This is a genomic window from Streptomyces sp. x-19, assembly GCF_046549115.1.
In the GTDB taxonomy this organism is placed as follows: Bacteria; Actinomycetota; Actinomycetes; order Streptomycetales; family Streptomycetaceae; genus Streptomyces; species Streptomyces albulus_C.
On the sequence record NZ_JAJPWK010000029.1, the window covers coordinates 1 to 24734 of the forward strand.

Annotated in this window: 24 protein-coding genes and 3 pseudogenes; 15 read left to right on the forward strand and 12 right to left on the reverse strand. The window is 70.8% G+C overall.

All coding sequences use genetic code 11. The features are described from left to right. Positions 1-251 precede the first annotated feature (251 nt). Both ACLJT4_RS36600 and bioB read right to left on the reverse strand, forming a co-directional pair. Positions 252-1556 carry an adenosylmethionine--8-amino-7-oxononanoate transaminase gene (locus ACLJT4_RS36600; RefSeq protein WP_411129203.1) on the reverse strand — a complete coding sequence of 435 codons (1305 nt, stop codon included), beginning with the start codon at positions 1554-1556 and terminating at the stop codon, positions 252-254. Beyond that, the gene (bioB, locus tag ACLJT4_RS36605; RefSeq protein ID WP_411129205.1) at positions 1549-2700 is read right to left on the reverse strand and encodes a biotin synthase BioB; all 1152 of its coding nucleotides are present in this window, start codon (positions 2698-2700) and stop codon (positions 1549-1551) included. Before bioB ends, ACLJT4_RS36600 begins: the two co-directional genes overlap by 8 nt. A 215-nt stretch (positions 2701-2915) precedes the next feature. Here bioB and ACLJT4_RS36610 point away from each other — a divergent pair, with 215 nt between their 5' ends. After that, positions 2916-4109, forward strand: a complete 1194-nt coding sequence (locus ACLJT4_RS36610; protein WP_411129207.1) for an 8-amino-7-oxononanoate synthase — start codon at positions 2916-2918, stop codon at positions 4107-4109. Positions 4110-4388: 279 nt separating this feature from the next. Next, positions 4389-4835 carry an ATP-binding protein gene (locus ACLJT4_RS36615; protein WP_411129209.1) on the forward strand — a complete coding sequence of 149 codons (447 nt, stop codon included), beginning with the start codon at positions 4389-4391 and terminating at the stop codon, positions 4833-4835. Between the two features lie 13 nt (positions 4836-4848). On the opposite strand, the gene ACLJT4_RS36620 is transcribed toward ACLJT4_RS36615, so the two are convergent. From ACLJT4_RS36620 to ACLJT4_RS36630, 3 genes are all read right to left on the reverse strand, one after another. Next, the gene (locus tag ACLJT4_RS36620) at positions 4849-5322 is read right to left on the reverse strand and encodes a C40 family peptidase (RefSeq protein ID WP_016572703.1); all 474 of its coding nucleotides are present in this window, start codon (positions 5320-5322) and stop codon (positions 4849-4851) included. Between the two features lie 415 nt (positions 5323-5737). Next, positions 5738-6046, reverse strand: a complete 309-nt coding sequence (locus tag ACLJT4_RS36625) for a hypothetical protein (protein WP_411129211.1) — start codon at positions 6044-6046, stop codon at positions 5738-5740. A gap of 6 nt (positions 6047-6052) precedes the next feature. Beyond that, a complete protein-coding gene (locus ACLJT4_RS36630; protein ID WP_411129213.1) occupies positions 6053-6688 on the reverse strand; it encodes a ClpP family protease in 636 nt (211 codons plus the stop codon). A gap of 270 nt (positions 6689-6958) precedes the next feature. Between ACLJT4_RS36630 and ACLJT4_RS36635 the strand changes: the two genes are divergently transcribed. Together ACLJT4_RS36635 and ACLJT4_RS36640 are read left to right on the forward strand one after the other, a co-directional pair. Further along, positions 6959-7231 (forward strand): hypothetical protein, encoded by a 273-nt coding sequence (locus ACLJT4_RS36635; protein ID WP_411129215.1) that lies wholly within the window; start codon positions 6959-6961, stop codon positions 7229-7231. 138 nt (positions 7232-7369) lie between these two features. After that, positions 7370-7822 (forward strand): Uma2 family endonuclease, encoded by a 453-nt coding sequence (locus tag ACLJT4_RS36640; RefSeq protein ID WP_411129342.1) that lies wholly within the window; start codon positions 7370-7372, stop codon positions 7820-7822. Positions 7823-8332: 510 nt separating this feature from the next. On the opposite strand, the gene ACLJT4_RS36645 is transcribed toward ACLJT4_RS36640, so the two are convergent. The 4 genes and pseudogenes from ACLJT4_RS36645 to ACLJT4_RS36660 all read right to left on the reverse strand — a co-directional run bounded on the left by ACLJT4_RS36645 (position 8333) and on the right by ACLJT4_RS36660 (position 11568). Continuing rightward, positions 8333-9019 carry a pentapeptide repeat-containing protein gene (locus tag ACLJT4_RS36645; protein ID WP_411129217.1) on the reverse strand — a complete coding sequence of 229 codons (687 nt, stop codon included), beginning with the start codon at positions 9017-9019 and terminating at the stop codon, positions 8333-8335. A 75-nt stretch (positions 9020-9094) separates the two neighbouring features. Then, positions 9095-9529: an SDR family NAD(P)-dependent oxidoreductase gene (locus tag ACLJT4_RS36650; protein ID WP_411129219.1), complete on the reverse strand. Its 435-nt coding sequence runs from the start codon at positions 9527-9529 to the stop codon at positions 9095-9097. Between the two features lie 47 nt (positions 9530-9576). Continuing rightward, positions 9577-9891: pseudogene (locus tag ACLJT4_RS36655) on the reverse strand (transposase); the annotation flags it as partial. A gap of 102 nt (positions 9892-9993) precedes the next feature. Beyond that, complete coding sequence (locus tag ACLJT4_RS36660) at positions 9994-11568, reverse strand: FAD-dependent monooxygenase (RefSeq protein WP_411129221.1); 1575 nt, start codon at positions 11566-11568, stop codon at positions 9994-9996. A gap of 92 nt (positions 11569-11660) precedes the next feature. Between ACLJT4_RS36660 and ACLJT4_RS36665 the strand changes: the two genes are divergently transcribed. The 8 genes and pseudogenes from ACLJT4_RS36665 to ACLJT4_RS36700 all read left to right on the forward strand — a co-directional run bounded on the left by ACLJT4_RS36665 (position 11661) and on the right by ACLJT4_RS36700 (position 19513). Next, a complete protein-coding gene (locus ACLJT4_RS36665; RefSeq protein WP_411129223.1) occupies positions 11661-12275 on the forward strand; it encodes a TetR/AcrR family transcriptional regulator in 615 nt (204 codons plus the stop codon). Positions 12276-12578: 303 nt separating this feature from the next. Further along, positions 12579-13118, forward strand: a pseudogene (locus ACLJT4_RS36670) (FAD-dependent oxidoreductase); the annotation flags it as partial. A gap of 70 nt (positions 13119-13188) precedes the next feature. After that, positions 13189-13479: pseudogene (locus ACLJT4_RS36675) on the forward strand (LysR family transcriptional regulator); the annotation flags it as partial. 392 nt (positions 13480-13871) lie between these two features. Continuing rightward, positions 13872-14759 carry a terpene synthase family protein gene (locus ACLJT4_RS36680; RefSeq protein ID WP_411129225.1) on the forward strand — a complete coding sequence of 296 codons (888 nt, stop codon included), beginning with the start codon at positions 13872-13874 and terminating at the stop codon, positions 14757-14759. Further along, the gene (locus ACLJT4_RS36685; RefSeq protein WP_411129227.1) at positions 14756-16144 is read left to right on the forward strand and encodes a cytochrome P450; all 1389 of its coding nucleotides are present in this window, start codon (positions 14756-14758) and stop codon (positions 16142-16144) included. Before ACLJT4_RS36680 ends, ACLJT4_RS36685 begins: the two co-directional genes overlap by 4 nt. Before the next feature lie 8 nt (positions 16145-16152). Further along, positions 16153-17511 carry a cytochrome P450 gene (locus tag ACLJT4_RS36690; RefSeq protein ID WP_411129229.1) on the forward strand — a complete coding sequence of 453 codons (1359 nt, stop codon included), beginning with the start codon at positions 16153-16155 and terminating at the stop codon, positions 17509-17511. 76 nt (positions 17512-17587) lie between these two features. Then, the gene (locus ACLJT4_RS36695; RefSeq protein WP_411129231.1) at positions 17588-18742 is read left to right on the forward strand and encodes a cytochrome P450; all 1155 of its coding nucleotides are present in this window, start codon (positions 17588-17590) and stop codon (positions 18740-18742) included. A 21-nt stretch (positions 18743-18763) separates the two neighbouring features. Then, positions 18764-19513: an SDR family oxidoreductase gene (locus ACLJT4_RS36700; protein ID WP_411129233.1), complete on the forward strand. Its 750-nt coding sequence runs from the start codon at positions 18764-18766 to the stop codon at positions 19511-19513. A 491-nt stretch (positions 19514-20004) separates the two neighbouring features. On the opposite strand, the gene ACLJT4_RS36705 is transcribed toward ACLJT4_RS36700, so the two are convergent. Next, positions 20005-20490 carry a MarR family winged helix-turn-helix transcriptional regulator gene (locus ACLJT4_RS36705; RefSeq protein ID WP_411129235.1) on the reverse strand — a complete coding sequence of 162 codons (486 nt, stop codon included), beginning with the start codon at positions 20488-20490 and terminating at the stop codon, positions 20005-20007. A gap of 136 nt (positions 20491-20626) precedes the next feature. On the opposite strand from ACLJT4_RS36705, the gene ACLJT4_RS36710 reads away from it, so the two are divergent. Together ACLJT4_RS36710 and ACLJT4_RS36715 are read left to right on the forward strand one after the other, a co-directional pair. Continuing rightward, the gene (locus tag ACLJT4_RS36710; protein WP_411129237.1) at positions 20627-21712 is read left to right on the forward strand and encodes an SDR family oxidoreductase; all 1086 of its coding nucleotides are present in this window, start codon (positions 20627-20629) and stop codon (positions 21710-21712) included. Positions 21713-21910: 198 nt separating this feature from the next. After that, positions 21911-22816, forward strand: coding sequence for a hypothetical protein (locus ACLJT4_RS36715; protein WP_411129239.1), 906 nt, complete (start codon positions 21911-21913; stop codon positions 22814-22816). 233 nt (positions 22817-23049) lie between these two features. Here the strand turns inward: ACLJT4_RS36715 and ACLJT4_RS36720 are convergent, their stop codons facing one another. Both ACLJT4_RS36720 and ACLJT4_RS36725 read right to left on the reverse strand, forming a co-directional pair. Continuing rightward, positions 23050-23637, reverse strand: coding sequence for a nuclear transport factor 2 family protein (locus ACLJT4_RS36720; protein WP_411129241.1), 588 nt, complete (start codon positions 23635-23637; stop codon positions 23050-23052). A 56-nt stretch (positions 23638-23693) separates the two neighbouring features. Beyond that, complete coding sequence (locus tag ACLJT4_RS36725; RefSeq protein ID WP_411129243.1) at positions 23694-24068, reverse strand: cupin domain-containing protein; 375 nt, start codon at positions 24066-24068, stop codon at positions 23694-23696. Between the two features lie 98 nt (positions 24069-24166). On the opposite strand from ACLJT4_RS36725, the gene ACLJT4_RS36730 reads away from it, so the two are divergent. Next, positions 24167-24652 (forward strand): MarR family winged helix-turn-helix transcriptional regulator, encoded by a 486-nt coding sequence (locus ACLJT4_RS36730; protein ID WP_411129245.1) that lies wholly within the window; start codon positions 24167-24169, stop codon positions 24650-24652. The last annotated feature ends 82 nt before the right edge of the window (positions 24653-24734 follow it).

Sequence of the window (24734 nt, forward strand, 5' to 3'; positions counted from 1 at the left end):
CGTCGTCGGCGAAGGCGTCTGGCTCGACGCACTCTCCCTGGTCATGAAGGGCGAGTACCTCACCCCCGGAACCGCGTGGCGCGGCATCCCCGTCCAGGGCCTGGCCCTCCGGGTCGGCGCGCGCCCGGCCCCCCCGGGGGGGGGCCCCCCCCCCCGGGGGGGGGGGGGGGGGGGGGGGGGGGGGGCCCGCCGGGGGGGGGGGGGCGGACCGGCGATCCGCCCCCACCCCACCCCACCCCACCGCCCGGGGGTCAGCCCTCGCGGGCGGCCGCGCGCACCGCGGCGCAGATCCGCGCCACGTCCTCGTCGCCGGTGATGTACGGCGGCATGGTGTAGATCAGGTCCCGGAACGGGCGCAGCCAGACGCCCTCCCGGACGGCGGCCCGGGTCGCGGCGGCCATGTCCACCTCGTGGTCCAGCTGGACCACGCCGATGGCGCCCAGGACGCGCACGTCGCGCACCCCGGGCAGCTCCGCGGCGGGCGCCAACCCGGCCCGGAGCCCGGTCTCGATCCGGGTGACCTCCTGCGCCCAGTCCTGGGACAGCAGCAGTTCGATCGACGCCTCGGCGACCGCGGCGGCCAGCGGATTGCCCATGAACGTGGGGCCGTGCGCCAGCACCGGAAGTTCGCCGCGGGAGATCCCCTCGGCCACCTCCGCGGTGCACAGCGTCGCCGCGAGGGTGAGGTATCCGCCGGTCAGGGCCTTGCCCACGCACATCACGTCCGGTGTGACGCCGGCGTGCTCGGCCGCGAACAGGCGGCCCGTACGGCCGAATCCGGTGGCGATCTCGTCGAAGACCAGCAGCACGCCGTGGGCGTCACAGGCTTCCCGCAGCACCCGCAGGTAGGCGGGGGAGTGGAAGGACATCCCGCCCGCGCCCTGCACCACCGGCTCCACGACCACCGCCGCCAACTCGTCGGCGTGCCGGCCGATCAGCTCCCGCAGGTGCGCCGCGTACCCGGCGTCCGGCGGGGCGTCGAAACCGGCCGGCGGCGCCTCGGCGAAGACCTGTTGGGGCAGTACGCCCTGCCACAGGTGGTGCATCCCGCCGTCCGGGTCGCACACCGACATCGGCTGCCAGGTGTCGCCGTGGTAGCCGCCGCGCCAGGTCAGCAGCCGCTGCTTGCCCGGTTCGCCGCGCGAACGCCAGTACTGCAGGCACATCTTGACCGCCACCTCGACCGACACCGAACCGGAGTCGGCGAGGAAGACGTGCTGGAGCGGATCGGGCGTGATGTCCACCAGCCGCTTGGCCAGCCGCACCGCGGGCTCGTGGGTGAGCCCGCCGAACATCACGTGGCTCATCCGCCCCAACTGGCCGCGGGCCGCGTCGTTGAGCACCGGGTGGTTGTAGCCGTGCACCGCCGACCACCAGGACGACATCCCGTCCACCAGCTCGGAGTGGCCCTCGGCCGGCCGGCCCAGCCGCAGCCGCACGCCGCTGGCCGACTCGACCAGCAGCGGCTCGCTCCGGCCGGGCATCGGCCCGTACGGGTGCCAGACGTGCTGCCGGTCCAGTGCCAGCAGCGCGTCGGGGGTGAGCGGCTCAGGCATTGGGCGGCAGGTCGGTGCCGGCGCCGCGGCGGCGCACCGCGACCAGATCGCGACGGGCCTCCTCGGCGGGGGCGGGGACGGCGGCCTCCGGGGTGGCCTGGGGCTCCGCGTCCACGGCGTCCGCGCCGTCCTCCGTCGGCCTGCGGTGCGCCGGCAGCGTGGTGGTGTCGGCGCCCTCCACCTCGAACCCGGCGTCCGCGATCATCGCCAGGTCGTCCTTGCCGGCCTGGCCCTCGCTGGTCAGGTAGTCGCCCAGGAAGATGGAGTTGACCAGGTGCAGGGCGAGCGGCTGGAGGCTGCGCAGGTGCACCTCCCGGCCGCCGGCCAGCCGGACCTCCACGTCCGGGCAGACGAAGCGGACCATCGCCAGGATCCGCAGGCAGCGCTGCGGGGTGAGGTTCCACTCCTTGGCCAGCGGGGTGCCCTCGAACGGGATCAGGAAGTTCACCGGCACCGAGTCCGGGTCCAACTCGCGCAGTGCGAACACCACGTCGACCAGGTCGGCGTCGCTCTCGCCCATGCCGGCGATCAGTCCGGAGCAGGCGGACATCCCCGCCGCCTGGGCCTGCTGGACGGTCTCCACCCGGTCGGAGAAGTCGTGCGTGGTGCAGATGTCGCCGTAGGTGGCTTCCGAGGTGTTGAGGTTGTGGTTGTACGCGTCGGCGCCCGCCGCGCGCAGCCGCTCCGCCTGGCCGTCGTTCAACAGGCCCAGGCAGGCGCAGACCTCGACGCCCTCGTTCTGCTCCTTGATGGTGGCGATGGTCTCCGAGACCCGGTCCACGTCCTTGTCGGTGGGCCCCCGGCCACTGGCGACCAGGCAGACCCGCTTGGCGCCGCCGGCCACCCCGGCCGCGGCGGCCTTCGAGGCGTCGTCGGGCTTGAGCCAGGTGTACTTGAGGATCTCCGCCTTCGAGCCCAGCCGTTGGGAGCAGTACGAGCAGTCCTCCGGGCACAGGCCCGACTTGAGGTTGACGAGGTAGTTGAGCTTGACCCGCCGCCCGAACCACGTGCGGCGGACCTTCCCCGCCGCGGCCACCACGTCGAGCAGTTCGTCGTCGGTCGTCGCCAGTACGGCGAGCGCCTCGTCACGGGTCGGCACCTCGCGCCGCAGTCCCTTGTCCACCAGTGTGTTCAGCAGGTCCATGGCGATGATCCTGGCGTACGTCCCGGCCCCCGGCCAAGGAGGATTCCCACAATGCCCGGTGATCGGGGTGTGTGCATCACCACACCGTCTGGCTGCGGAACGACCGCTAACGTCTATCGACAGCCCACAATCGAGGCGCTACCGGCCCGTTGCCGGGAGCGGGTGCCCGGCGCGTTGCCGAGCCCGCTCCCGCCACCCACCGACGAAGGACGCCGATGCTGCAGGACCCCGCCCCACCGCTGCCGTCCGCCGCGGCCCCCCGGCCGGCCTCCGGCGCGGCGTTCGACTGGATCGACGACGCCCGCGCCGCACGCCACCGCGCCGGCCTGGTCCGCACCCTGCGGCCCCGGCCCGCCGACTCGCCGGTGCTCGACCTGGCCGGCAACGACTACCTCGGACTGGCCCGGCACCCCGAGGTGACGCGCGCCGCGGCCGAGGCGGCCGAAGGGTGGGGCGCCGGCGCGACCGGCTCCCGGCTGGTGACCGGCAGCACCGAACTCCACGCCCAACTGGAGTACGAACTCGCCGAGTTCTGCGGATTCGAGGCGGCCCTGGTGCTGTCCTCCGGCTACACCGCCAACCTCGCCGCGGTCACCGCCCTCACCGCCCCCGGCACCCTGGTGGTCTCCGACGCCGGCAACCACGCCTCCCTCATCGACGGCTGCCGGCTCTCCCGGGCCCGCACCGCGGTCGTCCCGCACGCCGATCCGGCGGCCGTGCGCACCGCGCTGGCCGGGCACCACGGCCGGGCGCTGGTGCTCACCGACGCGGTCTTCTCGGTCGACGGTGACGCCGCGCCGCTGCCCGCACTCGCCGAAGCCTGCCGGACCCGGGACGCCGCGCTGCTGGTCGACGACGCGCACGGGCTCGGCGTGTTGGGCGACGGGGGCCGGGGCGCGCTGTGGGCGGCCGGGCTGTCCGGGGACGCCGACGTGGTGGCGACCGTGACCCTCTCCAAGTCCCTCGGCGCGCAGGGCGGCGCGGTCCTCGGCCCGGCCCGGGTCATCGAACACCTGGTCAACACCGCCCGCTCGTTCATCTTCGACACCGGGCTGGCACCGGCGTCGACCGGTGCCGCGCTCGCCGCCCTGCGGCTGCTGCGGCGCGAACCGCACCGGCCCGCCCGGGTCCGGCAGGTGGCGCGGGAACTGCACGCCCGGCTCACCGCCGCGGGCCTGAGCGCGGTTCGTCCGGACGCCGCGGTGATCGCGGTGCGCGCGCCCTCCCCGGAGGCGGCGGTCCGCTGGGCCGCGGACTGCCGGGCGGCGGGGCTGGCGGTCGGCTGCTTCCGCCCGCCGTCGGTGCCCGACGGGATCTCCCGGCTGCGGCTCACCGCGCGGGCGGACCTGACGGACGCCCAGATCGCCACGGCGGCGGGCATCGTCGTGGCGACCGCACCGGTGGCCTGAAGCCGTCACCCGACACCGGCGGCGCCGCGCCCTTCGGGCCGTGTCGCCGCACCGCACGCCCCATACACCCCAAACGCCGTCTGCCGCAGCACAGTTCACCGCGTCGGGGGAGGGATTCGCGACAGAACTCCGTATATGTTGGGCGATCACCCGCCACACCGGCAGCATGGGTGGCAGTCTGGCGCACAGTACACATCCGACGCCGTCGGCACCCCGGCCGGCATCCCGGCCGACCAGCGGACCGCAGCGGCGCCTCGGTGGGAAAGGGACGGCGTCGTCATGGCAGACCACCAGGAGTCCACCCGCACCCTGCCGAGCCTCCCCGACTCGGTCGCCGCCGCCCGCGGACACGTCCGACAGGTCCTCGCCCGATGGGGCCTGCCGCCCGGATCGGCCGCCACCGACGATCTGCTGCTGATCGTCTCCGAACTCGCCACCAACGCCGTCCAGCACACCCGCGGCAGGTCCCCGGCCTTCACCGTCGAGCTCCGCCTGGAGCGCGAGGAACACCTGTGCCTGGGCGTGACCGACGGCCTCTCCCGTCCGCCGCGTCGACTGCCCGCCGCGGTGCAGCAGGACAACGGCCGGGGCCTGGTCATCATCCGCTCGCTGGCGGCCGAACGCGGCGGCCGACTCTGGGTCGAGCCGGTCGCGGCCGGCGGCAAGACGGTCTGGGTGACGGTGCCGTGGCCCGTGTCGGAGCCCGGCCGGACCGACGGCGCCTGATCGCCGCCGCGGGTCAGCGCACCCGCCCGTACCAGACGGTGCGGCTCCAGATCCGCTCCAGCCGCACCACCGTGCCGGCCTTCGGCGCATGCCAGATCCGGTCGTCGCCGGCGTAGATGCCGACGTGGTAGACCCCTTTTCCGGAATGGAAGAAGACCAGGTCACCGCCCCGCCGTGAGGAGCGCGAGACGTGCTCGGTGTGGCGGTACTGCTGCGCCGCGGTGCGGGGCAGGGCCCGCCCGGCGCGCCGGTACGAGTAGAGCGTCAGCCCCGAGCAGTCGAAGCTGTCGGGCCCCTGGGCGCCCCACTTGTACGGTGCGCCCTGCTTGGAGGCGGCGATCCGCAGGGCCTTGGCGGAGACGGCCGCCAATTGGGCCTCCGCGGCGGCCCCCGGGGCCGCCGCGGGGCCGCCCAGGGTGGCCAGGGTGAGGGCGGAGACGGTGCCGGCGCGCACCAGGAGGTGCGGCAGCTGCTCGCGCATGGTCATGCGCAACCCTTCGTCAGCCGGTGATCCGGATGACGGCGGAACAACGGGTCGTCCGGACCGCCCCGTCGCTGTGGCGGGGGCTTGTCGTCGAAAGGGATCGTCACGCACCGCCCACCCGATTTCCGAGCTGAAATTGCAGTGTGTGACATTGGTCACGCTTAACCCTAATGAGTGGTTCTGCGTCATATGCGCCAGTTTCGACCGTGAGGCCGGGGCCGGGACCAGCGCCGAAACCCAAGGGGGGCGGGAAATTTCGCCGACCCGCGCAATTCCTCGCCCCCTTACCGCAGCCGCACGCGCTACGCCGTATGCGCACTTCGGAGCCGTACGTGTCCCCCTCGCGCCCGGCGTCCGCCGCCGCGACGCACCCCGCGCCGGGGCCCGTCCGGCTCCCGCGCGCCGGTCGGGGTCCGGGTCAGACGGCGTCCTGCGGCGGCACCGTCACCCGCCGCGCCCGGCGCTCCCCGTCCAGGACCCGCAGCGCCCGGCCCAGGGTCGCGGTGTGCAGTTCGCTCTCCCCGCGGTCGTGCATCAGCGTCAGCGCGTCCCGCAGCTCGACGGACTTGCCGACCAGCGCCTGGGCCGCGCGCAGTCCGCCGTACGTCGTGCCGCCGCGGGCCGGGTTGATGCGCCCCAGCAGGTCGAGGATCTCCAAGAAGCTGTCGATCAGTGCGCCCTCGGCCCGGGTCAGTGCGGGCAGCGGCGGCAGTTCCGGCGGCAGCACCGCGTGTCACCGCCCGACGGGAAGCAGGGGCGCGCGCTTGCGCCCGCGGGTGAGGGCGTCGATCAGGCCGTACTCCTGGGCGGCGGGTGCGTCGAAGAAGGTGTCCCGTTCGATGTCCGCGGCGATCCGTTCGCGGCTCCGGCCGGTGTGTTCGGCCAGCATCTCGGTCAGCCTGTCGCGGGTGCGCAGCAACTCCTCGGCCCGGATCCGCAGGTCGTCGGCCTGGCCCTGGACCGACTCGCCCAACGACGGCTGATGGATCATCATCCGGGCGTGCGGGAGGGCCAGTCGCTTGCCGGGCGTGCCGGCGGCCAGGAGGACCGCGGCCCCCGAGACCGCCTGTCCCAGGCAGACCGTCTCCACGTCGCACGAGACGTAGCGCATCGTGTCGTAGATCGCGCACATCGCGGTGAACGAGCCGCCGGGCGAGTTGATGTAGAGCGAGATGTCCCGCTCCGGTGCGGCGTGTTCGAGGTGGACGAGCTGGGCCATCACGTCGTTGGCGCAGGCGTCGTCGATCGGTGTCCCCAGGAAGACGATCCGCTCGCTGAGCAGCTTGGAGTACGGGTCCGACGTCCGTGTCCCGTAGCTGGTGCGCTCGGTGAATTCCGGCAGGACGTGGCGCGCCGTCGTCGGCAGCATGACTGTCCCCTTCCTCTGTAAAAAATGTACAGGACGTACATCCCGTTAGAATGGGAACGGATTCTAGTGGTCAGTTGCAAGTCCCAGGCCAGAGGCTGTTTTAGCTGTTCGCTGAGGGCGGACATCTCGCAAATTTCTCTACGAACCTTCGTTTGGATCGCCGGGCGGATCAGGGGGAAATGCCTGCGATGTGAAGTTCGGCCGGGTGGATGGTTGCGGTCTTCTCGTAGCGGGTGGGGATGCGTGTGATGGCCGCTTCGACTTGACCCGGTGATGCCTCTTGACGACCTGCCGGCTGAAGTGCCGGTGATCGAGGAAGAGGTCCAGGCGGTGGCGGTCGAGGGCGTGTTTGACGGGATGGAGCCGCTCATGGTGGCCAGGCTCCTCAAGGTGTTCGGCTCTTTCCTGGCCGATCTCGGGAGTGCATCTCGGTGGGCCGAGAGCTCGCTCACCGAGGGCCGGGCCCGTGGCGGCACGGCAATGCCGGAGGTGGGCAGGAGGCAGACACTGGCTGTCGGAGTAGGCCAGACTGTGAGTACGTGATGGAGGTGACGGGATGAGCGTTGCCAGCTTTACGCACCACGGGCCCTGGAGCGTCGGGGACGTCCTGGCCCTGCCCGAAGACCGGAGCATCCGCTACGAGCTGCTGGGGGAGTCGCTCGTGATGTCCCCCGCCCCGGCCTGCGCCATCAGCGCGCAAGCTTCCGGCTCCACGTCGCCCTGGACGCGGCCGCCCAGGCGGCCGGTGCCCCGGTCGAGGTGCTCGAAGCCATCAACGTGATCCTGCCGTCCGGGCTGGTCGTGCCGGACATCGTCGTCGCCGACGCGGGCGCGACCGCCGAGGACGGCGTCAGCCTCGACGCCGAGGCGGTGCAACTGGTTGTCGAGCTCGTCTCGCCCGGCAACAAGACCATGGACCGCAAGCTCAAGCCGCTGCTGTACGCGGAGGCCGCGGTCCCGCACTACTGGCGCCTGGAGTTCGACCCGGCCCCGCGCCTGATCACCTGCGAGCTGGACGCCGGCCGGTACGTCGAAACGGCGACGGCTCTGCCGGGCACCGTGACCCGCATCGAGAAGCCGTTCCCCTTCGACATCGACCCGGCCGGACTGGCCCAGCCACAACATAGAAGGTGAGCCCTCACCGTCCAGGGCTCGACAGGCCGAGACACAGGTGCTGACGCCACGGCGCAGTCCCTCCCTCCGCTTCCTCCTGTCACCAACACCTCCAGTGCCAGATGGCGTTCGGTGATCGAAGTCCCTGGGCAACTACCGGCGGAGGCCACCCCCACCCTGGAGTTGCTGCGCGCCATCCGACAGGTAGGAGACGCAGCCGGGCCCGAGCAAGAGACGACGGCCGAGGATCTCACCAGGGGTGCAGTGATGCTGCGGCTGGTCGATCAACTCGCCGCTTTCGCCGCCACCGTTCAACGACAGCGCGACGCCGAGGTGGGCTGGCCCGAGGACCGGTGGGCAGACGCCGTGGAGCCGTCAGACGCCCCACCCGTAGGGGAGCGGGATGCGTCAGGCCGGTGGGCGTTGCCGACACAAGACGGGGTGCACGTCCACTTTCCTGCTCGTAGCGCTCCGAAGCGATGAGCAGAAGGCGTGGTCCCACGGCTCCCCCGTCCGAGGACGGGGGAGGCACTACTGCGTGTCGAGGTCCTCGCCGTAGGCGACGTTCAGCTCCGTGGCGAGCGCCTCCGCGAGCTGGAGGGTCTGTGCCCGGTCGATGATCACGTGCTTGAGCGAGGCGAGGCCGCGGAGCTGGGAGAGGTCGTTGCGGCGCAGGTCCAGCCCGCGGCACTGGCCGCCGTTGAACTCGGCGAGCCGCAGATCGCAGTCGTCGAAGGCCGCCTTGGTCAGATTGACTGCCTCGAACACGGTCTCGCGCAAGGAGCAGCTGGAGAAGATGACGGCTCCGGCGGTCCGTACTTGGGTGAGAGTGCTGTAGTCGAGCTTGCAGTTCTCGAAGACGACGTCGTCGAGGGTGACCCTTTCCAGTACGGCGCCCATCAGCTTGCAGTCCCGGAAGGCGGCGCGGGTGACCTTACTGTCCGACCAGTGCAGAGAAGGCAGGTCGCAGGCGGTGAACTCCACCGAGTCGACGCGGACCTTTTCCAGTCGGGTGCGCTCTGCCCGGAGCCCCGCGATGCGTCCGTCGAGCAGGTGCACGTCGGCCAGGTCCAGGGCGCGCAGGTCCGCGTTGCTGTACTGGAAGTCCGAGACCCGGCCCCGACCGCCCTCAAGCGAGTTCACGTTGGACAGGTATAGGCCGGGTTCGTCCAGCGCGGGCAGGGTGACGCTCGTGCGGCGGATCGTGCGGGCTCCCATCGAGATGCCTTCCAGCGAGGTGGGCCTGTGCGGCGCCGCGGAGCGCCCTCGTGCCGGCGCGCCCCGGGCGGTGGGTCACTTCTTCTTCTTGTTCCAGTTGTCCCACGTGGGTCGGTCGTCGAAGGGCGCAGGGCTCTTCGCCCAGTTGTTGCCGCTCTCGGCCTGCCGCAGGTCGGGCAGCGCGGCGGTGGTCAGCCTCAGCGGTGCGAACAACATGGTCTCCATGGCTCGGCGGAAGTCCTCCTCGCGCAGCGCGTCGAAGGGCCCGACCTGGATGATCCCTGCATTGTTGACGAGCAGTTCGAGGGGGCTGAAGCGCTCGTGGACCGCGGCCATGATCTGCGCCGGTGCGTCAGGCGTGGTGAGGTCACAGGCGACGGAGGCCACCTCAGCACCGTCGGTGCCCAGGCGCCGCTCGGCCCAGCTCAGCTCGTCACGGTCGCGGGCGCACATCATCACCCGGCAGCCGCGGCCGGCGAGTTCTCGCGTTGCCTTGCCAACCGGCAGCAAGGAGCCGGCCACGTCTGTGGCTGGGCGGCATGTCTGGTCCGACGGCAAGCCCGAGCGGTTCGTCGTTTCGTTGTGTCTGTTTTGCGGACTGTGCGGGCGTCGTGGCGGGGTGTGGGGTGGGTGTTCTTGCGGCCGGGAGGTCTGCCTGGGCCGCGGCGGGAGGGTTTCGGTGCTTCGGCTGGGTAGAGGGGCTTCGGGCGGAGGTGCCTGAAGTCGCGGCGGACTCGGGCGGGGGGGAGACGGTCGGACGGATTCGGTTTCTCCCACGGCCGCCGCAGGTCGGCCGCCAGCGGCCGGGCCAGACGTAGTTGGGTGTATGCGGCCAGGATGAGCCAGGTCCATCGGTCGGCGGCTTCGGGGGTTGGCTTCGGGGCAGGTCGGGGGCGGGTCTTTGGCCAGTAGGTTCTGTCCGGCGGATCAAGGCGTCGCAGGCTGTTCGGGGACGATTATCAGGGGCGGCGACGTCAGTGGGCAGTCGGCTCGGCAGGGGCGAGCTCGTCGAGGTAGGACGCGACCGGCTGCGGTCCGACCGGTCCCGCGGTGAGGGCGACGTAGCCGTCCGGACGGACCAGGACCGTCGCCTCGCCGGTGACACCATAGGCGCGGCGGGCGTGGCCGTAGGTGTCCAGGACTTCCGCCCCCGCCGTATCGTCGACGGTGACCGTCCGTACGCCCGGGGTGCCGGGGAGATGCGCGGCCAGCGGCTTGCCGAAGGCCAACAGGGTGAAATGCGGTCCGCGGAACAGATCGAACAGCCGGATGTCCGCGCCGTCCGCGGTGCGGCAAGGCGCGTCGGGGGCGCGGTCGCCGGCGCGGATGCCGGTGGCATGGTCGAGGTCGTGACTGAGTAGGCTGCCTTGGTAATGGATGGACAGGCCGGTGAGGTCGGCACCGGAGGCGGTACCGGTGGCGTCGTTGAACTGCTTGGCCAAGACCTCGGCCCCCTGGGAGTCGAACAGCGCCCGGTGCTGCGCGGAGGTGGCGGCGAGCAGCGCGGTGCCGACCGGGAGCCGTTCGGCCTGGTAGCTGTCGAGCAGGGAGTCGGGGGCTCCGCGCAGGGCGGCGGCGAGCTTCCAGCTCAGGTTGTGCGCGTCCTGGATGCCGGTGTTCATGCCCTGGCCGCCTGCCGCGGAGTGGCAGTGCGCGGCGTCACCGGCCAGGAAGACCCGGCCGGTGCGGTACCTCTCGACCATGCGCACGGTCGGCCGCCAGATGGTCGACCAGACCAAGTCGTGGAGGGCGACTCCGGGCAGGGCGGCTCGTTCGGCGAACAGCCGCCGGAAGTTCGCCAGTGAGGGCGTGGGGAGTTCGCCGTTCTCATCGGGGGCGACGGACGCGTGGAAGGCCCAGGTGCCGTCGCAGGTCATCGGGACCAGCACCAGAGCACCCGCGCCGAGGTCCGGGTCGTTCCACACGTGCATGCAGCGCGGGTCCAGGCCGTCGATGCGCACCGAACCCATCAGGAAGCGTTCCTCGTCCCAGGTCTCGCCGAGGAACGGGATACCAGTCACCTTGCGAACGGTGCTGCGCCCGCCGTCGCAGCCGACCAGATAGCGGGCGCTGAACTGCTCGGTCCGGCTGGTCTGCTGGACGGTGGCGATGACCTCGTCGTCCGTTTGCGTGTAGTGCGTGAGCGAGGTGCCGAGTTCCACCGTGACGCCGTAGTCGGCCAGGCGCTTGCGCAGCACGGCCTCGGTGTGGTGCTGCGCGAGCATGATCACGCCGAGGTGGGGACGGTCGGGGGTGGGAAGGTTGGCCGGGGCCGGGTCGGTCTCGCTGACCAGCCGGCTTCCCTCGTAGGTGCGCATCTTGAGGTTCACATCGGCGCGGGCGTAGATCTCGTCGACCACGCCGAGGTCGTCGAAGACCTCCATGGTCCGGGGGGTGACCCCCTTGCCGCGGACGCCCCGGTCGCGGAAGTCCGGATCGCGTTCGATGATCCGGCAGTTGACGCCGTCGCGGGCCAGACCGAGGGCGAGCGCGAGACCCACCGGCCCGGCGCCGACAATCAGGACGTCAGTCGACTGGCTGTTGCTCATGATCTTCCCTACTCCATTTAAGACACGATGCGTTTCTTGAGTCCACGGTAGGCTGACCCAATAAGAAACGCAACGTATCTACAGGAGCTGGGATGACCGGCAGGACCACACGCCGACGAGGCGGCGAACTTGAGCGGGCGATCTTCGAAGCGGTATGGACGGAGTTGGCCGAACACGGCTACGCCGGGCTCACCATGGACGGCGTCGCGGCCAGGGCGCAGACCAGCAAGCCCGTGCTCTACCGCCGGTGGTCCAACCGGGCCGAGCTCGTCGTCGCCGCCCTGCGCCGGAACCGTCCGGCCGAGGAGGAACTGCCCGACACCGGCAATCTGCGGACCGACCTCCTCACCTACCTGCGCCGGCTCGCCCACCGCTTCGACGATCTACCCGGCGGCGCCGTCCACGGCTTCCTGGTCGACATGCTTCGCGACCCCGAGCTCCGGCAGCGGTTCCGTTCTCAACTCACCCAGGAGGAGCCGGTGCGCGGCGTGACCGCCATGATGCGGCGGGCTGCCGACCGCGGTGACATCGACGGCGACCGACTCACACCCAGGGTGTTCTCGCTCCCGGTGGACCTGCTGCGCGAGGAGTTCCTGGTGCAGGGGGTCGCCCCCGCCGACGATGTCGTCGAGGAGATCCTCGACGACATCGTGCTACCCCTGTTGCGAGCCAGTGAGATCCGCCGGACAGGTCCTAAGCAGCCTTGATGAAGTTCGCTGCTGATCCTTGGGCGAGCCGTTGACGAGGGGCGAACGGAGAGACTTGTAGCTGAGCGTGGTGTTCGCCGGGTCGATTTCATCGAGGGTTCTCAGGTCTCGGGCGGCGATGGAGACATGGGCTGGGTGCACGGCGGGCTACGTCGCTGCTGGCCATGCGGGTGGTTCTCCTGTTGTGCCCGGCCAGGGTGAGCGATCAGCCCGGGGTGTCTCACCCAAGACTGTCACGGAGGGGACCGGGCGCCTGCCGAGTGGCTCGGCGAAATGCCAGATCAACGAAGGACGCCGAACGTCATGGCCTCTTCTCCCACGGCCGCACCGGCCGCGCGGACCGATGCCCTGATCGTTGGTGCCGGGCCCGCCGGGGTCACACTCGCCGCCAGCCTTACCCAGCTCGGCGTGGACCACGTACTCATCGAACGTACCGATGCGGTCCAGCCCGGCGCCAAGGCCGCCTTCGTTCAGCCCCGCGCTCTGGAGTACCTCGACCGCGTTGGCGTTGCCGATCGTCTGGTCGCCGCAGGAGTTCGAGGCCGCCACTTCAGCGTGCACGACGGCCCGCGCCCTCTGCTCCGCGCGTCCTACGACAACCTGGACTCCCCGTTCCCGATGATGCTGCTGGTCTCCCAGCAGACGACTGAGGAACATCTCAATCGCCGCCTGACCGAGCTGGGCAGCATGGTCCACCGCCGCCACAAGCTCATCACCTTCAGTCCCGACTTTCCCGGCGTCACCGCCGCCGTCGCCGCGCCCGACGGATCGGTGCGTGCCGTGTACGCCCGCTACGTGGTCGGAGCCGACGGCGTTCACAGCAGGGTGCGCTCCACGGCGGGGATCGACTTCCCCGGCACGGCACGAGAGCAGTTGTTCGCATTGGCGGATGTCCGCCTCGAGCCGGGTTCAGCTGGGGGTGTGGCCGGGCCTGGACGAGCGGCCCGAGATCGCGCACACCGCCCGGGACTGGCTGGCGAAGCTGCATCTCGTCGCCGCCGGCTGCGGACTGACGACCGTACCCTGCGCACTGGCCCCTGCTGCGCCGCCCGACGTGCGGATCCTGCCGGTGCGCGGCGGCCCGCAGGAAACGCGGCGCCTGCTCCTGGCCCGGCTCCCTGGGCCGCCGGCCAAACCGGTCGTCCGGCTCGCGGCCGCGTTGAGGGCCGCGGCTCTCGAAACCGACACCGTCCCGGATCCGTGATGCAGGGCCGTCGGCCACCAGGCCCGTGCGGGTCTCCACCCTGTCCGTGCCGCCGCATGACGTTCTCGCATGGAGCGTATGTCCAACTGTCGTTGGACTCATGGCAGTTCGCTTCGTAGTGTGACAGTGATCCCGGGGCTCAGGGCCTTGCCGCCGGGGCAGGTACGGGCCTCGCCGAACGCCGTGCCAACCAGCGCCCCCACCCGTCCGTACGCCGTGTTCGGCGAGCGCCGTGCCGGGCCATCGTCCCGACCATCAGCGAGGGAGCCGTGCCCAGAGGAATCGAGCTTCATATCCCGTTCCCGTGCCGGATCAGCCCTGATGTCGACCGGGCGAGGGAACGGCATCTCGCCTGGCCGCGCTCTCACGGCCTGCTGAACGACGAGGAGGCCGTGCGAAGACACGAGAGCGCGCGGTACGCGGAGTTGGCGGCGCGCTTCTACCCCGACGCCACCGGAGCGGACCTCGACCTCGGCGTGGACCTGATGAGCTGGTTCTTCGTCTTCGACGACCTTTTCGACGGCCCCGATGGTGAGGACCCCGCCAGGGCGCGGGCCCTTGTGAGCAGCACCATGGAGGCGCTGCGGCGCCCGGCGGGGCCTTCCGCGGCGCCCGTCGTGCGGGCGTTCGCCGACCTGTGGCAGCGCAGCCGTGAGGGGATGTCCGCCGCGTGGCGCCGCCGCGCGGCCGAGCACTGGTGCGCCTACCTCCAGGGGTATGTCACCGAGGCGGCACACCGGCACCGCGGTCGCATGCCCACCGTGGAGGAACATCTGCGGCTGCGTCGGGAGACCATCGGCGTCCATCCGACGGTGGACCTCGCCGAACGGATCGGCCATTTCGAGGTGCCCTGGCGTATCCACGCCGCCCCATGGGCCGCGGAGATGCGGGCGATCGCGGCAGAGGTGGACACCATCCACAACGACCTCTGTTCCGCGGAGAAGGAAGAAGCCCGCGGAGAAATACACAATCTGCTGCTCATTCTGGAACGGCGGGAACACCGTACCCGTGCCGAGGGCGTGGAGGAGATGCGCCGGATGATCCGTTCCCGCACGGAGCGGTTCCTCGTACTCGAAAGCCGACTGCCCAGCCTGTGCGACAGCTTCCGCCTCACCGAGGCGCAGCGCGCAGCCGTGTTCCGTTTCGCGGACGCGCTGCGGGCGGTCATGCGGGGCGACTACGACTGGGCCGAGCGGTCAGGCCGATACACGAGCGCGGACCGCCCCGATGAGCCGTACGCGAACCCAGGCGCATTCGATGACCGGGAGGCAGCACGATGACGCGCACGAAGAGCGCCCCCGACGAGGCGAAGGGCGCGCCCCGGCCCGTCGCCGTGGCGCCGGGGAAGTGGCCCGCCGTGGGGCACGCCTATCACCTGTGGCGCCACACCCTCACGTTCCTGGATTCCCTCCGCGCGCACGGAGGCGTCGTCCGAGTCGACATCGGGACGCTGCCCGTGTACGTGGTCACCGACCCCGAGCTGACCCGCCGCGTTCTCACCTCCGAATCCCGGTACTTCGAGACCGGAGGCCGCATGGGGGAGAACCTCGCGCTCATCTTCGGCAACGGTGTCGGCACCATCAACGGTGAGCAGCACCGCCGCCAACGGCGCATTCTCCAGCCGCTGTTCAACCGCTCGTACATCGCGGCCCGCACCTACGCGCTGTCGGCGGCCGTACGGGAACGCCTCACCCACTGGCGGGACGGCGTCCCCTTCGAGGCCGCCGCCGAGATGGACCGGATCATGGTGTCGGCCTTCCTGGCCACCCTGTTCGGCCCCACCCTGCCCGCGCCGAGGGAAGAGGAGTTCTACCGGCTGCTGCGCACCTTGATGAAAGGGGTGATGCGCAAGACGATCGCGCCGTCCTGGACGAACGCGGTCATGGTCACCGCGAACCGCGAATTCGACCGGGCCCTGGCCCGGCTGCGGCAGATCATCGACTCCCTCATCCTCGAAGGACGGCGGAACCCCGAGGCGGCGGGCGGAGTCTTCCAGGCCATGCTGGCGGCACGGGACCCCGACACCGGCGCGGGCATGACCGACCGACAGATCGCGGACGAGGCCGTCACCATGCTCGGCACGACCGGAGAAGCCCCCGGCACCGCACTGGCCTGGGCCCTGCACGAGATCAGCCGTGATGCGGCCCTCCAACGGCAAGTACAGCGCGAGGTGGACACGGTGTGCGGCGCCCGCCCGCCGGAACCGGCCGACCTGGCGTCACTGACCCGCATCCGCTGCGTCCTGACCGAGACCATGCGCCACCACGGACCCGGCTACCTCTTCACCCGGTGGACCACCACACCGGTCGACCTCGGCGGATACCTCATCCCCGCCCGGGCCAACGTCGCCTACAGCCAGTACCTCGTCCACCACGACCCGGCCGTCTTCCCGAACCCCCAGCGCTTCGACCCCGACCGCTGGCTCCCCGATGCCCCGACCGTGCCACGGGCGTCCTACCTCCCCTTCGGCCTCGGCAGTCGCCAGTGCCTCGGCGAGCACTTCTCCTGGACGGCGATGACGCTCACCGTCGCCGAGATCGCCGCCCGGTGGGAGCTGCGTCCCCACCGGAACCGCCCCGTGAGGCCCGTCGCCAGCACCACGGTCCGGCCCCAGCACCTGACGATCACGCCGCACACCCGGACCCGTTCGACTCCCGCACCGTGATCCGCCGCGTGGCACAGGCTGCCCTCCACCCCGAGGACCCCATGAACCCGCTCGCCTCCCTGCCTCCCGCAGCCCCCGGGGCATGGCCCCTGTTGGGGCACATCCCCCGGCTCGCCCCCGATCCGCTGGCCTTCTTCCAACGGCTGCGCGACCACGGGCCCGTGGTCCGCATCCGCCTCGGCAGCCGCCCGGCCTACGTGGTCAACAGCCCCGACCTGGTACGCCGACTCCACCTCGCCGACCAGAAGCTCTTCGACAAGGGCGGACCGCTCATCGAGAAGTCCCGCCTCTTCCTCGGCAACGGTCTGGCCACCTGCCCGGCCGCCGACCACACCCGTCAACGCCCCCTGATGCAGCCCGCCTTCCACCCCGACCAACTGGCCCGCTACACGGGGATCATGCGGCACGCCGTGGCCGAGGTCATCGGCTCCTGGCAGCCCGGACAGGTCATCAGCCTCAACGAACAGATGCACCGGATCACCGCTGACGTCACCTCCCGCACCCTCATCTCGGCCGAGCACGCCCGGCCCGCCGCCGCCCAGATCGCCCGCGCCCTCCCCGCCGTCCTGCGTGGCCTGTACTGGCGCATGGTCGTCCCCGGCCGCCTCTTCCCCTACATCCCACTGCCCGTCAACCGCCGCTTCGACGACCAGATGCAGCGCACCCGGCACCTGATCGACCAGGTCGTCTCCCACTACCGCGCGACAACGACCGACCACGACGACCTGCTCTCCATGGTGATCGCCGCCTGCGAACAGGAACCCGATCCCCGGCAGGCGATCTACGACCAGGTCGTCACCATCCTCATGGGCGGCGTCGAAACCACCGCCACCACCCTTGTCTGGCTCCTGCGCCTGCTCGACCGGCACCCGCCCGTCCACGAGAAACTCCTCGCCGAGATCACCGCGACCCCCGGCACCCGTCCGCCCGACCCCGCCGACCTGCCCTACACCCAGCAGGCCCTTATCGAAACGCTGCGCCTGTACCCGCCCGGCTGGATCGTCAGCAGATCGACCACGGCCGAGGTCCACTGGCACGAGGGCCGCATCCCCGCAGGCGCCGACATCTTCTACAGCCCCTACACGCTCCACCGAGACCCGGACCCGTTCCCCGACCCCGAAGCGTTCGTCCCCGAACGGTGGAGCGCCGAGCGGGTCACGCCGGCCCAGCGGCAGGGGTTCTTCGGCTTCGGCCTCGGGCGCCGCAAATGCATCGGCGACACCTTCGGGCTCACCGAAGCGGCCATCACCGTCGCCGCGATCCTCGGCCGATGGCGCCTGGAGCACACAGGTCCGATGACGGCCCGTCCCCTCATCGGCACCCTGCTCATGGCCCCGGCCACCCGCATGCGGGTCCGGGCCCGCTGAGACCAGGGACCGTACCGAGCAACGGACATCCCCCAAGGAACTGAGAAAGCCGGGAGAGCACGTGACAGTCATTCCCGTGAGCGACGCCGACCTGTTCACGGACGCGAACCTGAGCGACCCCTACCCTCTCTACCAGGAGCTGAGGGATCTCGGCCCGGTGGTCGAGCTCACGGCGTACGGCGTATACGCCTTCGCCCGGTACCGCCAGGTGCGCGAGGCATCCGGCAACTGGCAGGTCTTCTCCTCCGCCCGGGGCGTGATGATGAACGACCGGATCAACTCCGCGCTCCAGGGAGTCACGCTGTGCAGTGACCCACCCGAACACACCCCAATGCGACAGGTGCTGGGCCGACCCCTGCGCCCGGAGAAACTGCGCGAGCTGGTCCCCCGGATCGAGGACGAGGCGGAGCAGCTCGTCGAACACCTCGTGGAACAGGGCACGTTCGACGCGGTGACGGAGCTCGCGGAGCACCTTCCGCTCACCGTCGTCTCCGAGCTCGTCGGCCTCGACGACGCCGGCCGCGCCCGCATGCTGGAATGGGGGGCCGCCACGTTCGACGCCCAGGGGCCGATGAACCGGCGGACCACGGATGCCTTCCCCAAACTCGACGAGATGGTCGCCTTCGCCCTGCACGAGGTGAAGCCCGGCACCATCAAACCGGACGGCTGGGCCGCCCACTTGTATGCGGCGGCCGCGCAGGGCGACCTCCCCGTGGAGAAGTGTCCGTTCATGATGATCGACTACATCGCGCCCAGCCTCGACACGACGATCCACGCGACGTCGAGTGCCATCCACCTCTTCGCCCGGAACCCGGAGCAGTGGGACGTCCTGCGCGCGGACCCCGCACTGGTCCCGCACGCCATCAACGAAGTCCTGCGCCTGGAGTCCCCGGTGCAGCGTTTCACCCGTTACCTCACCGAGGACTACGACACCGGGGGTTGCACGCTGCCCGCCGGCTCCCGCGTCATGCTGCTGTACGGAGCGGCCAACCGCGACGAGCGCCGATACCCGGACCCCGACCGGTTCGACGTCCGCCGCAAGCCGTCCGACCACCTGGCCTTCGGGCGCGGGGAACACGCCTGCATCGGCATGAACCTGGCCCGGATCGAGATGCGCGCCCTACTGGAGGCCCTGCTGCCTCGCGTCAGCCGCTTCGAACTGCTCGCATCCGAACTCAAACTCAACAACACCCTGCGCGGGCTGGGCACATGCAAGGTACGGGTGAGCTGACTCGTGAAGGACCGTGCCACGATGTCCGGCGGGCGCCCCCTGCTCGGCCGGACCGCCCTGGTCACCGGGGGCAACAAGGGCCTCGGCCTGGAGACGTGCCGGGCCCTGGCCATGCTCGGCGTGACCGTACTGCTGGCTTCACGTGACGCCGAGCGCGGCGAGCAGGCCGCCGGGCTGCTACGGGACGAGGGCCTGGACGTTCACCCAGTGGTCCTGGACGTCACCCGCCCCGCGCAGATGTCCGCCCTGGCCGAGCACATCCGGCAGCGTGCCGGGCGGCTGGACGTACTGGTCAACAACGCAGGCATCATGCTCCCTTGGGATCCCTGGGCTCCGGACGCCGACACCCTTCGCCGGGTGTACGAGACCAACGTGTTCGGGCTGGCGTCCGTCACCGGTGCACTGCTGCCGCTGCTGCGCGAGGCGACGGCGCCCCGCATCGTCAACGTCACGTCCACGACGTCGTCGTTGAGCCTGATCAGCGAGCCCGGTTCACCACTGGCCACCGACTACATCCTCGCGTACGCGTCGTCCAAAACCGCCGTCAACATGATCACTGTGCAGTACGCGTTGGCCTTCGCCCGCAGCCCCGACTGGCGGCACATGAAGGTCAACGCCGCGACCCCCGGCTTCATCGCCACCGATCTCAACGGCCATACCGGCCCCCGTACCGCGGCGGAAGGTGCCCGGGTGGTGGTCGACCTGGCAACACTGCCGCCGGACGGCCCCAGCGGCGGATTCTTCAACGAAGTCGGCCCGCTGCCCTGGTGATACCTACCTTTGCCGCGGCCGGAAGGAGGCCGGGCACGAGGATCCTTTGCGAAGGGTGCGCGCCTGCCGGACAGGCGCGCACCTTGGTCTCCCGGCGCTTCAGGGCCTGCGGGGTAAGGCGGCGGCCGATCTGGGTGGGCTGGCGGCGGCGGCCGGCGGACAGCGCGGACGAGTTGTGGGTGTGCGTCCAGGCCGCGCAGGAACAACAGCTTCTCCACCTCGCCGCCCACGCTGCTGGGCGAGACGCTTGCACTGGCCCGGTTCCCAGCCAGTGCAGCCGCGAGGACCGCTGCTTCGGCGACCGCTCGATGCGCTGCTTCCTCGACGACACCGGCGATGCCCTCACCGGCCTCCTTCGACTGGGCAACGCCAAAGCGAACACCGCAGCCACCTCAGTGTGGCCGCTTCCTACGCAGCGTGCAGTCCCTGCCGAGCCGCAACGGCCGGGGCGTCGGCGGGAGGGCGCGGCCGCCGGCGCGCCTGGTGAGCTGTCAGGCGGTCGGGGAGGGGGGCTGAGGGGCGAGTTGGGCGAGGACGGTCTCGGTGACTTCGCGCAGGGCTGTGACCTGGTCGGGGCCGAGGTGGTCGAACATCCAGCGGCGGACCGCGGTGACATGGCCCGGCGCGGCCTCTTCGATGGCGCGTCGGCCTTCGGCGGTGAGGACGACCAGCGCGCCGCGACCGTCGTCGGGGCAGTCCTCTCGGGATATCAGGCCGCGGCGCTGCATGCGGCCGAGGTGGTGCGACAGGCGGCTCTTCTCCCACTGCAGGGAGTCGGCGAGTTCGAAGTTGCGGGCCTTGCCCTCGTGGTGGTCGGTCAGCTGGGAGAGCACGTCGAAGTCGGTCAGGGACAGGCCCGAGTCGTCCTGGAGCTGCCGGTTGAGCCGGGCCATCAGTTGTGTGTGCATGGCGATCAGGCCGCACCAGGCGCGGTGCTCGTCGTCATCCAGCCATCGGGTCTCGGTCACAATGTCCATCTTACCAGTCTGGTTGACGCGTCAACCATCACGGTGTAGAACGGTTGGTGACACGTCAACCATCTTCCCGGGTGGCTCGCCCCGCCGCCCGTCGCGGACAGACGCTCTCCGGCGCGACCGGGGGAAAGGACCGTTCATGACGAACAAGGTCGTCATCGCGGGAGCCAGTGGCCTGGTAGGTACCGCCGCGCTGGAGAAGTTCCTCGGCGCCGGATGGGACGTGGTCGCCGTCTCCCGCCGCAAGCCCGAGGTCCGCAGCGACCGCCCCTTCCAGCACATGGTGGTGGACCTACGCAACGAGGCTGCCAGCCGGGAGGCCCTCGGGGCCCTTTCGGGGGTGACGCACGTGGTCTATGCCGCGGTGTACGAGAAGCCGGACCTGGTCGCCGGGTGGCACGACCGTGACCAGATGGAGACCAACGAGACGATGCTGCGCAACACGGTGGAGCCGCTCGCCGCAGCCGGCTCGCTCCGGCATGTGAGCATCCTGCAGGGCACCAAGGCGTACGGGGTGCACCTGCACCCGATCCCGATTCCGGCCCGCGAGCGCGACCCCCGCGACGACCACGAGAACTACATGTTCCTCCAGGAGGATTACCTACGGGCCGCAGCCGACCGTCACGGCTTCGCCTACACCATCTGGCGCCCCCAGGTGACCGTCGGCCCGAACGTCGGTGTCGAGCTCAACATCATCCCGGCGATCGGCGCGTACGCGGCCATCGCCAGGGAGGAAGGGCTGCCGTTCGCCTTCCCCGGCGGACCGTCGTTCGTGTGGGAGGCAGTTGACGTCCGCCTGCTCGCCGACGCCCTCGCCTGGGCGACCACCGCCCCGCAGGCGGCCAACGAGACCTTCAACATCACCAACGGCGACGTGTTCGAATGGCGCAACCTGTGGCCCGCGCTCGCCGAAACGCTCGGCGTGGAAGTCGGCCCGGACCGGCCCGCCCCGTTGAGCTCCTACCTGCCGGAGAAGGCCGCGGTGTGGGACCGGATCGTGGCCAAGCACGGATTGCAGCCGTTGAGTCTGGACCAGGTGATCGGCAAGGCGCACCAGCACGCGGACTTCGCCTTCGCCTACGGGGCCGAGGCCGGTCCGCGGGCGTTCGTGAGCACCGTCAAACTGCGACAGGCCGGCTTCACTGAGGTCATGGATACCGAGGACAGCTTCCGCCACTGGCTGCAGGACCTGATCGACCGCAAGATCCTGCCCCCCGCTTCCTAGGCCGTTTGTGCCAAGGGCTCAGCCCGTCCTCGACGTGATCGACGTGTCCTGCACCGCGACCGCCTCGCCCTGCGGATCAACGACGGCACGTTCGGGCGGTCCCCTCGTGGCCGAAGGCCGTACGGACGGCACCGGGCGGTCTTCCCCGCCGACGGCGCGATGCGCTATGCCTGCCTCATCCGAACAGGGAGGCCCTTGATGACCGCCGCTCGGAACCAGCACGCACCGGGCACGCCCGCGCAGATGACCCGCTTCGACGACATCTACAGCCAGCCGGACCCGAGGCCGTACTTCGGCGCGTTGGGGCCATTGGGGTATCAGACACCGCATCACGCCCAGCGCGTCTTCCGTAGGCTCCTGCCCCTCGCCGGCTTCCCTCAGGCCCCCGGGTACCCGGCGGACGTCCCGGACGGCGGGCCACCGGCAACGGTCCTGGACATCTGCTGCTCGTACGGCATCAACGCCGCACTGCTCAATCACCATGTGACGCTCCAGGAGTTACAGGACCGCTACACCTCACCGCAGGCGGCTCGCCTGACGACCGCAGAACTGATCGAATGGGACCGCGCGTACTACGCGGCGCGCCGCCGTCCAGATGCCGTACCCGTCATCGGCCTCGACATCGCCGCACCGGCCATCGCCTACGGCCGTGCGGCCGGTCTCCTCGACGAGGGGTTCACCGAGAACCTGGAAACCGCCGCGCCCAGTGCGGCTCTGTACCGGGCCACCCGCGGGACCCGTCTGATCACCGTGACCGGCGGGGCGAGCTTCCTGTCCGCCCGGACCTTCCGGCCGCTGCTGGGGGACAGGCGGGAGCAACCGTGGGTGGCCGCCTTCGTGCTGCGCACCGGCTCCTACCAGAACATCGCCGACGGCCTGGCCCGGCTGGGCATGACCACCGAGAAGGACACCTCCCGCACCTACCCGCAGAGGCGCTTCACCGACGACGACGAACAGCAGTACGCCGTCACCGCGGTGTCCGCGGCCGGCGACAACCCTCAAGGGAAGGAGACCGACGGCCACTTCCACACAGCTCTGCACGTCACACGCCCCGCAGCGCAGGCAACTGCCCGACCGCTGCAGGTCCTGCTGCAAGACGGCTGAGCCCACCCGGAGGGTGAACGGCGATGGTCACTCGCCAATCGGGGGCGTCCTTGCCGCGCAGCGGGCGCCCCGGGCGTAGGGGACCAGGGCGTCGGCCGTCGGGCCGCGGCCGCCACGCGGCCAGGCATACCAGCGGCCACACGAGGAGTGGCCAGCTGAAGTAGCGCCCGGTGCAAGCAGGTTGGCGCTCCGGGCGCTCTCGCTTCCCCGGTGGCCGGTAGGTGGCCGGCGGCTCAGCCCCTGGGGTCGAGCCAGTCGGAGAGGGACCTGTAGAGCCGCTGGACCGGTGTGGGGCGATCGTCGCCGTAGAGGTCGTCTGCGATGGGGTAGCCCCTGGCGTTGAGCAGGTGGGTGAGCATCCGGTAGGAGGGTCGCGCCCGGGCCAGGGCGTCCGGGGCGATCTCCAGGTGTGTTCCCGGCAGGCTGGGAAGCAGGTTGTCCCGCTCGTAGACGGGGTCGAGGGAGACGATCACCCAGCGGCCCGTTCGTCGCTCGGCGCGGTACAGAAGCCGTGTGTGTGAGGTGAGGTCCACCTGCGTGTCGTTGAGCTCGCTGCGCATGTGGATGGCGGCGGCCACCTCCACCAGGGCCCTCGCGCCGAGGACGTCCACGACGGGCGGGCCGAGGGTGTGGGTCGCGCTGTCGCCGCGGACGGCCATCTCCTGCGACGCGGTCACGAAGTCGGCGCCACTGCCGCGGAACCAGCTGAGGCGGACGGCCGCGTCGGCTGCCAGGCACTCTCGCATCTCCGGCCACCAGCCCCGATCGCGGCTTCGGCGCTCGTGCAGGATCAGCTGTGACACCTCGGTGACGTCATCCATGAGCGGACCTTTCTGCCGGAGGATTTACGGTGGCGCGCCCACCGTGGAGGGTCGGGTTACTGTGCCCAGGGCGGTGGGAAGGTGGCGCCGCCGACGGTCGCCTTCATGCCGGCCGAGGTCACCGCCGTGACCGTCGCCGGGGCCTGTGCGGAGGCGTTGCGCAGTCGCAGGGTGGCATGGGCGGGGACGATGATGGCGTCTCCCGGCCCGGCTAGCACCTCCTCGCCCGCGAGACTGGCCGACACCTCCCCGTCCAGGACGACGAAGACCTCTTCGCGGTCCATCTGGTGCGGCTCGCTCTGTGCGCCCGGCGCCAACTCCAGTGACCAGATGGCCAGTTCGGTGCTGCCCCTGGAGGGCACGGCCAGCGGACGGAAGGTGAAGCCGTCGCGGTCGAAGACCGGCGCACCGGCGAGGGTGGACAGAGGCATGGCGTTCCTCCAGGAGATATAGTCAACCTTCTTGACTACTTCACGATATGTGGCACACGGAGATAAAGTCAATCCGGTTGACCAATTAAGGAGACGCCGTGCCGAACAACCCCGATCTCACCGATCGCCGCCCGGGGCAGGTGCCGCTCCTGCTGGCCATCGCCCACAGGGCCATGACCGACCACTTCCACAGCCGCCTGGCCGAACTCGGACGCGAACCACTACGTCCCGCGCACGGCTACACCTTCCGCTATCTCGCCGGCCACCCGGGCGCCACCACCGTGGACCTCGCCGCCCATCTGGGCATCACCAAGCAGGCCGCCTCCAAGGCCGTCGCAGAGCTCCAGGACTGGGGCTACGTGCAACGCCGACCCCACGCCGTCGACAAGCGGGCCCAGTCGCTCACCCTCACCGAGCGGGGCCACGCGTATGTGCGCCTCGCCGACCAGCTGTGGGCGGAGGTGGAACAACGATTCGCCGAGGTCATCGGCCCCGACCGCCTCGCCGCGCTCGACCAGGACCTGCGCGCCTACATCGACCACGTCTACGGCGATCAGTCCGTCCCGTTCCGCCCGGTGTGGTGAGCTCACCGGCCTGGTGGACGGACTTGGCCGGCCGAGGAGAGGTGCGGTCCTTGCTCCTGAAGCGTGCCTGGCCTGTGGGCTG

Bases quoted from the DNA above. Each gene is read 5' to 3' on its own strand.
- ACLJT4_RS36715 (WP_411129239.1), top strand. From the start codon at position 21,911: ATGACCGCCGCTCGGAACCAGCACGCACCGGGCACGCCCGCGCAGATG.
- ACLJT4_RS36720 (WP_411129241.1), bottom strand. From the start codon at position 23,637: ATGGATGACGTCACCGAGGTGTCACAGCTGATCCTGCACGAGCGCCGA.
- ACLJT4_RS36725 (WP_411129243.1), bottom strand. From the start codon at position 24,068: ATGCCTCTGTCCACCCTCGCCGGTGCGCCGGTCTTCGACCGCGACGGC.
- ACLJT4_RS36685 (WP_411129227.1), top strand. From the start codon at position 14,756: ATGACGCGCACGAAGAGCGCCCCCGACGAGGCGAAGGGCGCGCCCCGG.
- ACLJT4_RS36620 (WP_016572703.1), bottom strand. From the start codon at position 5,322: ATGACCATGCGCGAGCAGCTGCCGCACCTCCTGGTGCGCGCCGGCACC.
- ACLJT4_RS36615 (WP_411129209.1), top strand. From the start codon at position 4,389: ATGGCAGACCACCAGGAGTCCACCCGCACCCTGCCGAGCCTCCCCGAC.
- ACLJT4_RS36665 (WP_411129223.1), top strand. From the start codon at position 11,661: ATGACCGGCAGGACCACACGCCGACGAGGCGGCGAACTTGAGCGGGCG.
- ACLJT4_RS36630 (WP_411129213.1), bottom strand. From the start codon at position 6,688: ATGCTGCCGACGACGGCGCGCCACGTCCTGCCGGAATTCACCGAGCGC.
- ACLJT4_RS36600 (WP_411129203.1), bottom strand. From the start codon at position 1,556: ATGCCTGAGCCGCTCACCCCCGACGCGCTGCTGGCACTGGACCGGCAG.
- ACLJT4_RS36660 (WP_411129221.1), bottom strand. From the start codon at position 11,568: ATGAGCAACAGCCAGTCGACTGACGTCCTGATTGTCGGCGCCGGGCCG.
- bioB (WP_411129205.1), bottom strand. From the start codon at position 2,700: ATGGACCTGCTGAACACACTGGTGGACAAGGGACTGCGGCGCGAGGTG.
- ACLJT4_RS36710 (WP_411129237.1), top strand. From the start codon at position 20,627: ATGACGAACAAGGTCGTCATCGCGGGAGCCAGTGGCCTGGTAGGTACC.
- ACLJT4_RS36610 (WP_411129207.1), top strand. From the start codon at position 2,916: ATGCTGCAGGACCCCGCCCCACCGCTGCCGTCCGCCGCGGCCCCCCGG.
- ACLJT4_RS36705 (WP_411129235.1), bottom strand. From the start codon at position 20,490: ATGGACATTGTGACCGAGACCCGATGGCTGGATGACGACGAGCACCGC.
- ACLJT4_RS36645 (WP_411129217.1), bottom strand. From the start codon at position 9,019: ATGGGAGCCCGCACGATCCGCCGCACGAGCGTCACCCTGCCCGCGCTG.
- ACLJT4_RS36700 (WP_411129233.1), top strand. From the start codon at position 18,764: ATGTCCGGCGGGCGCCCCCTGCTCGGCCGGACCGCCCTGGTCACCGGG.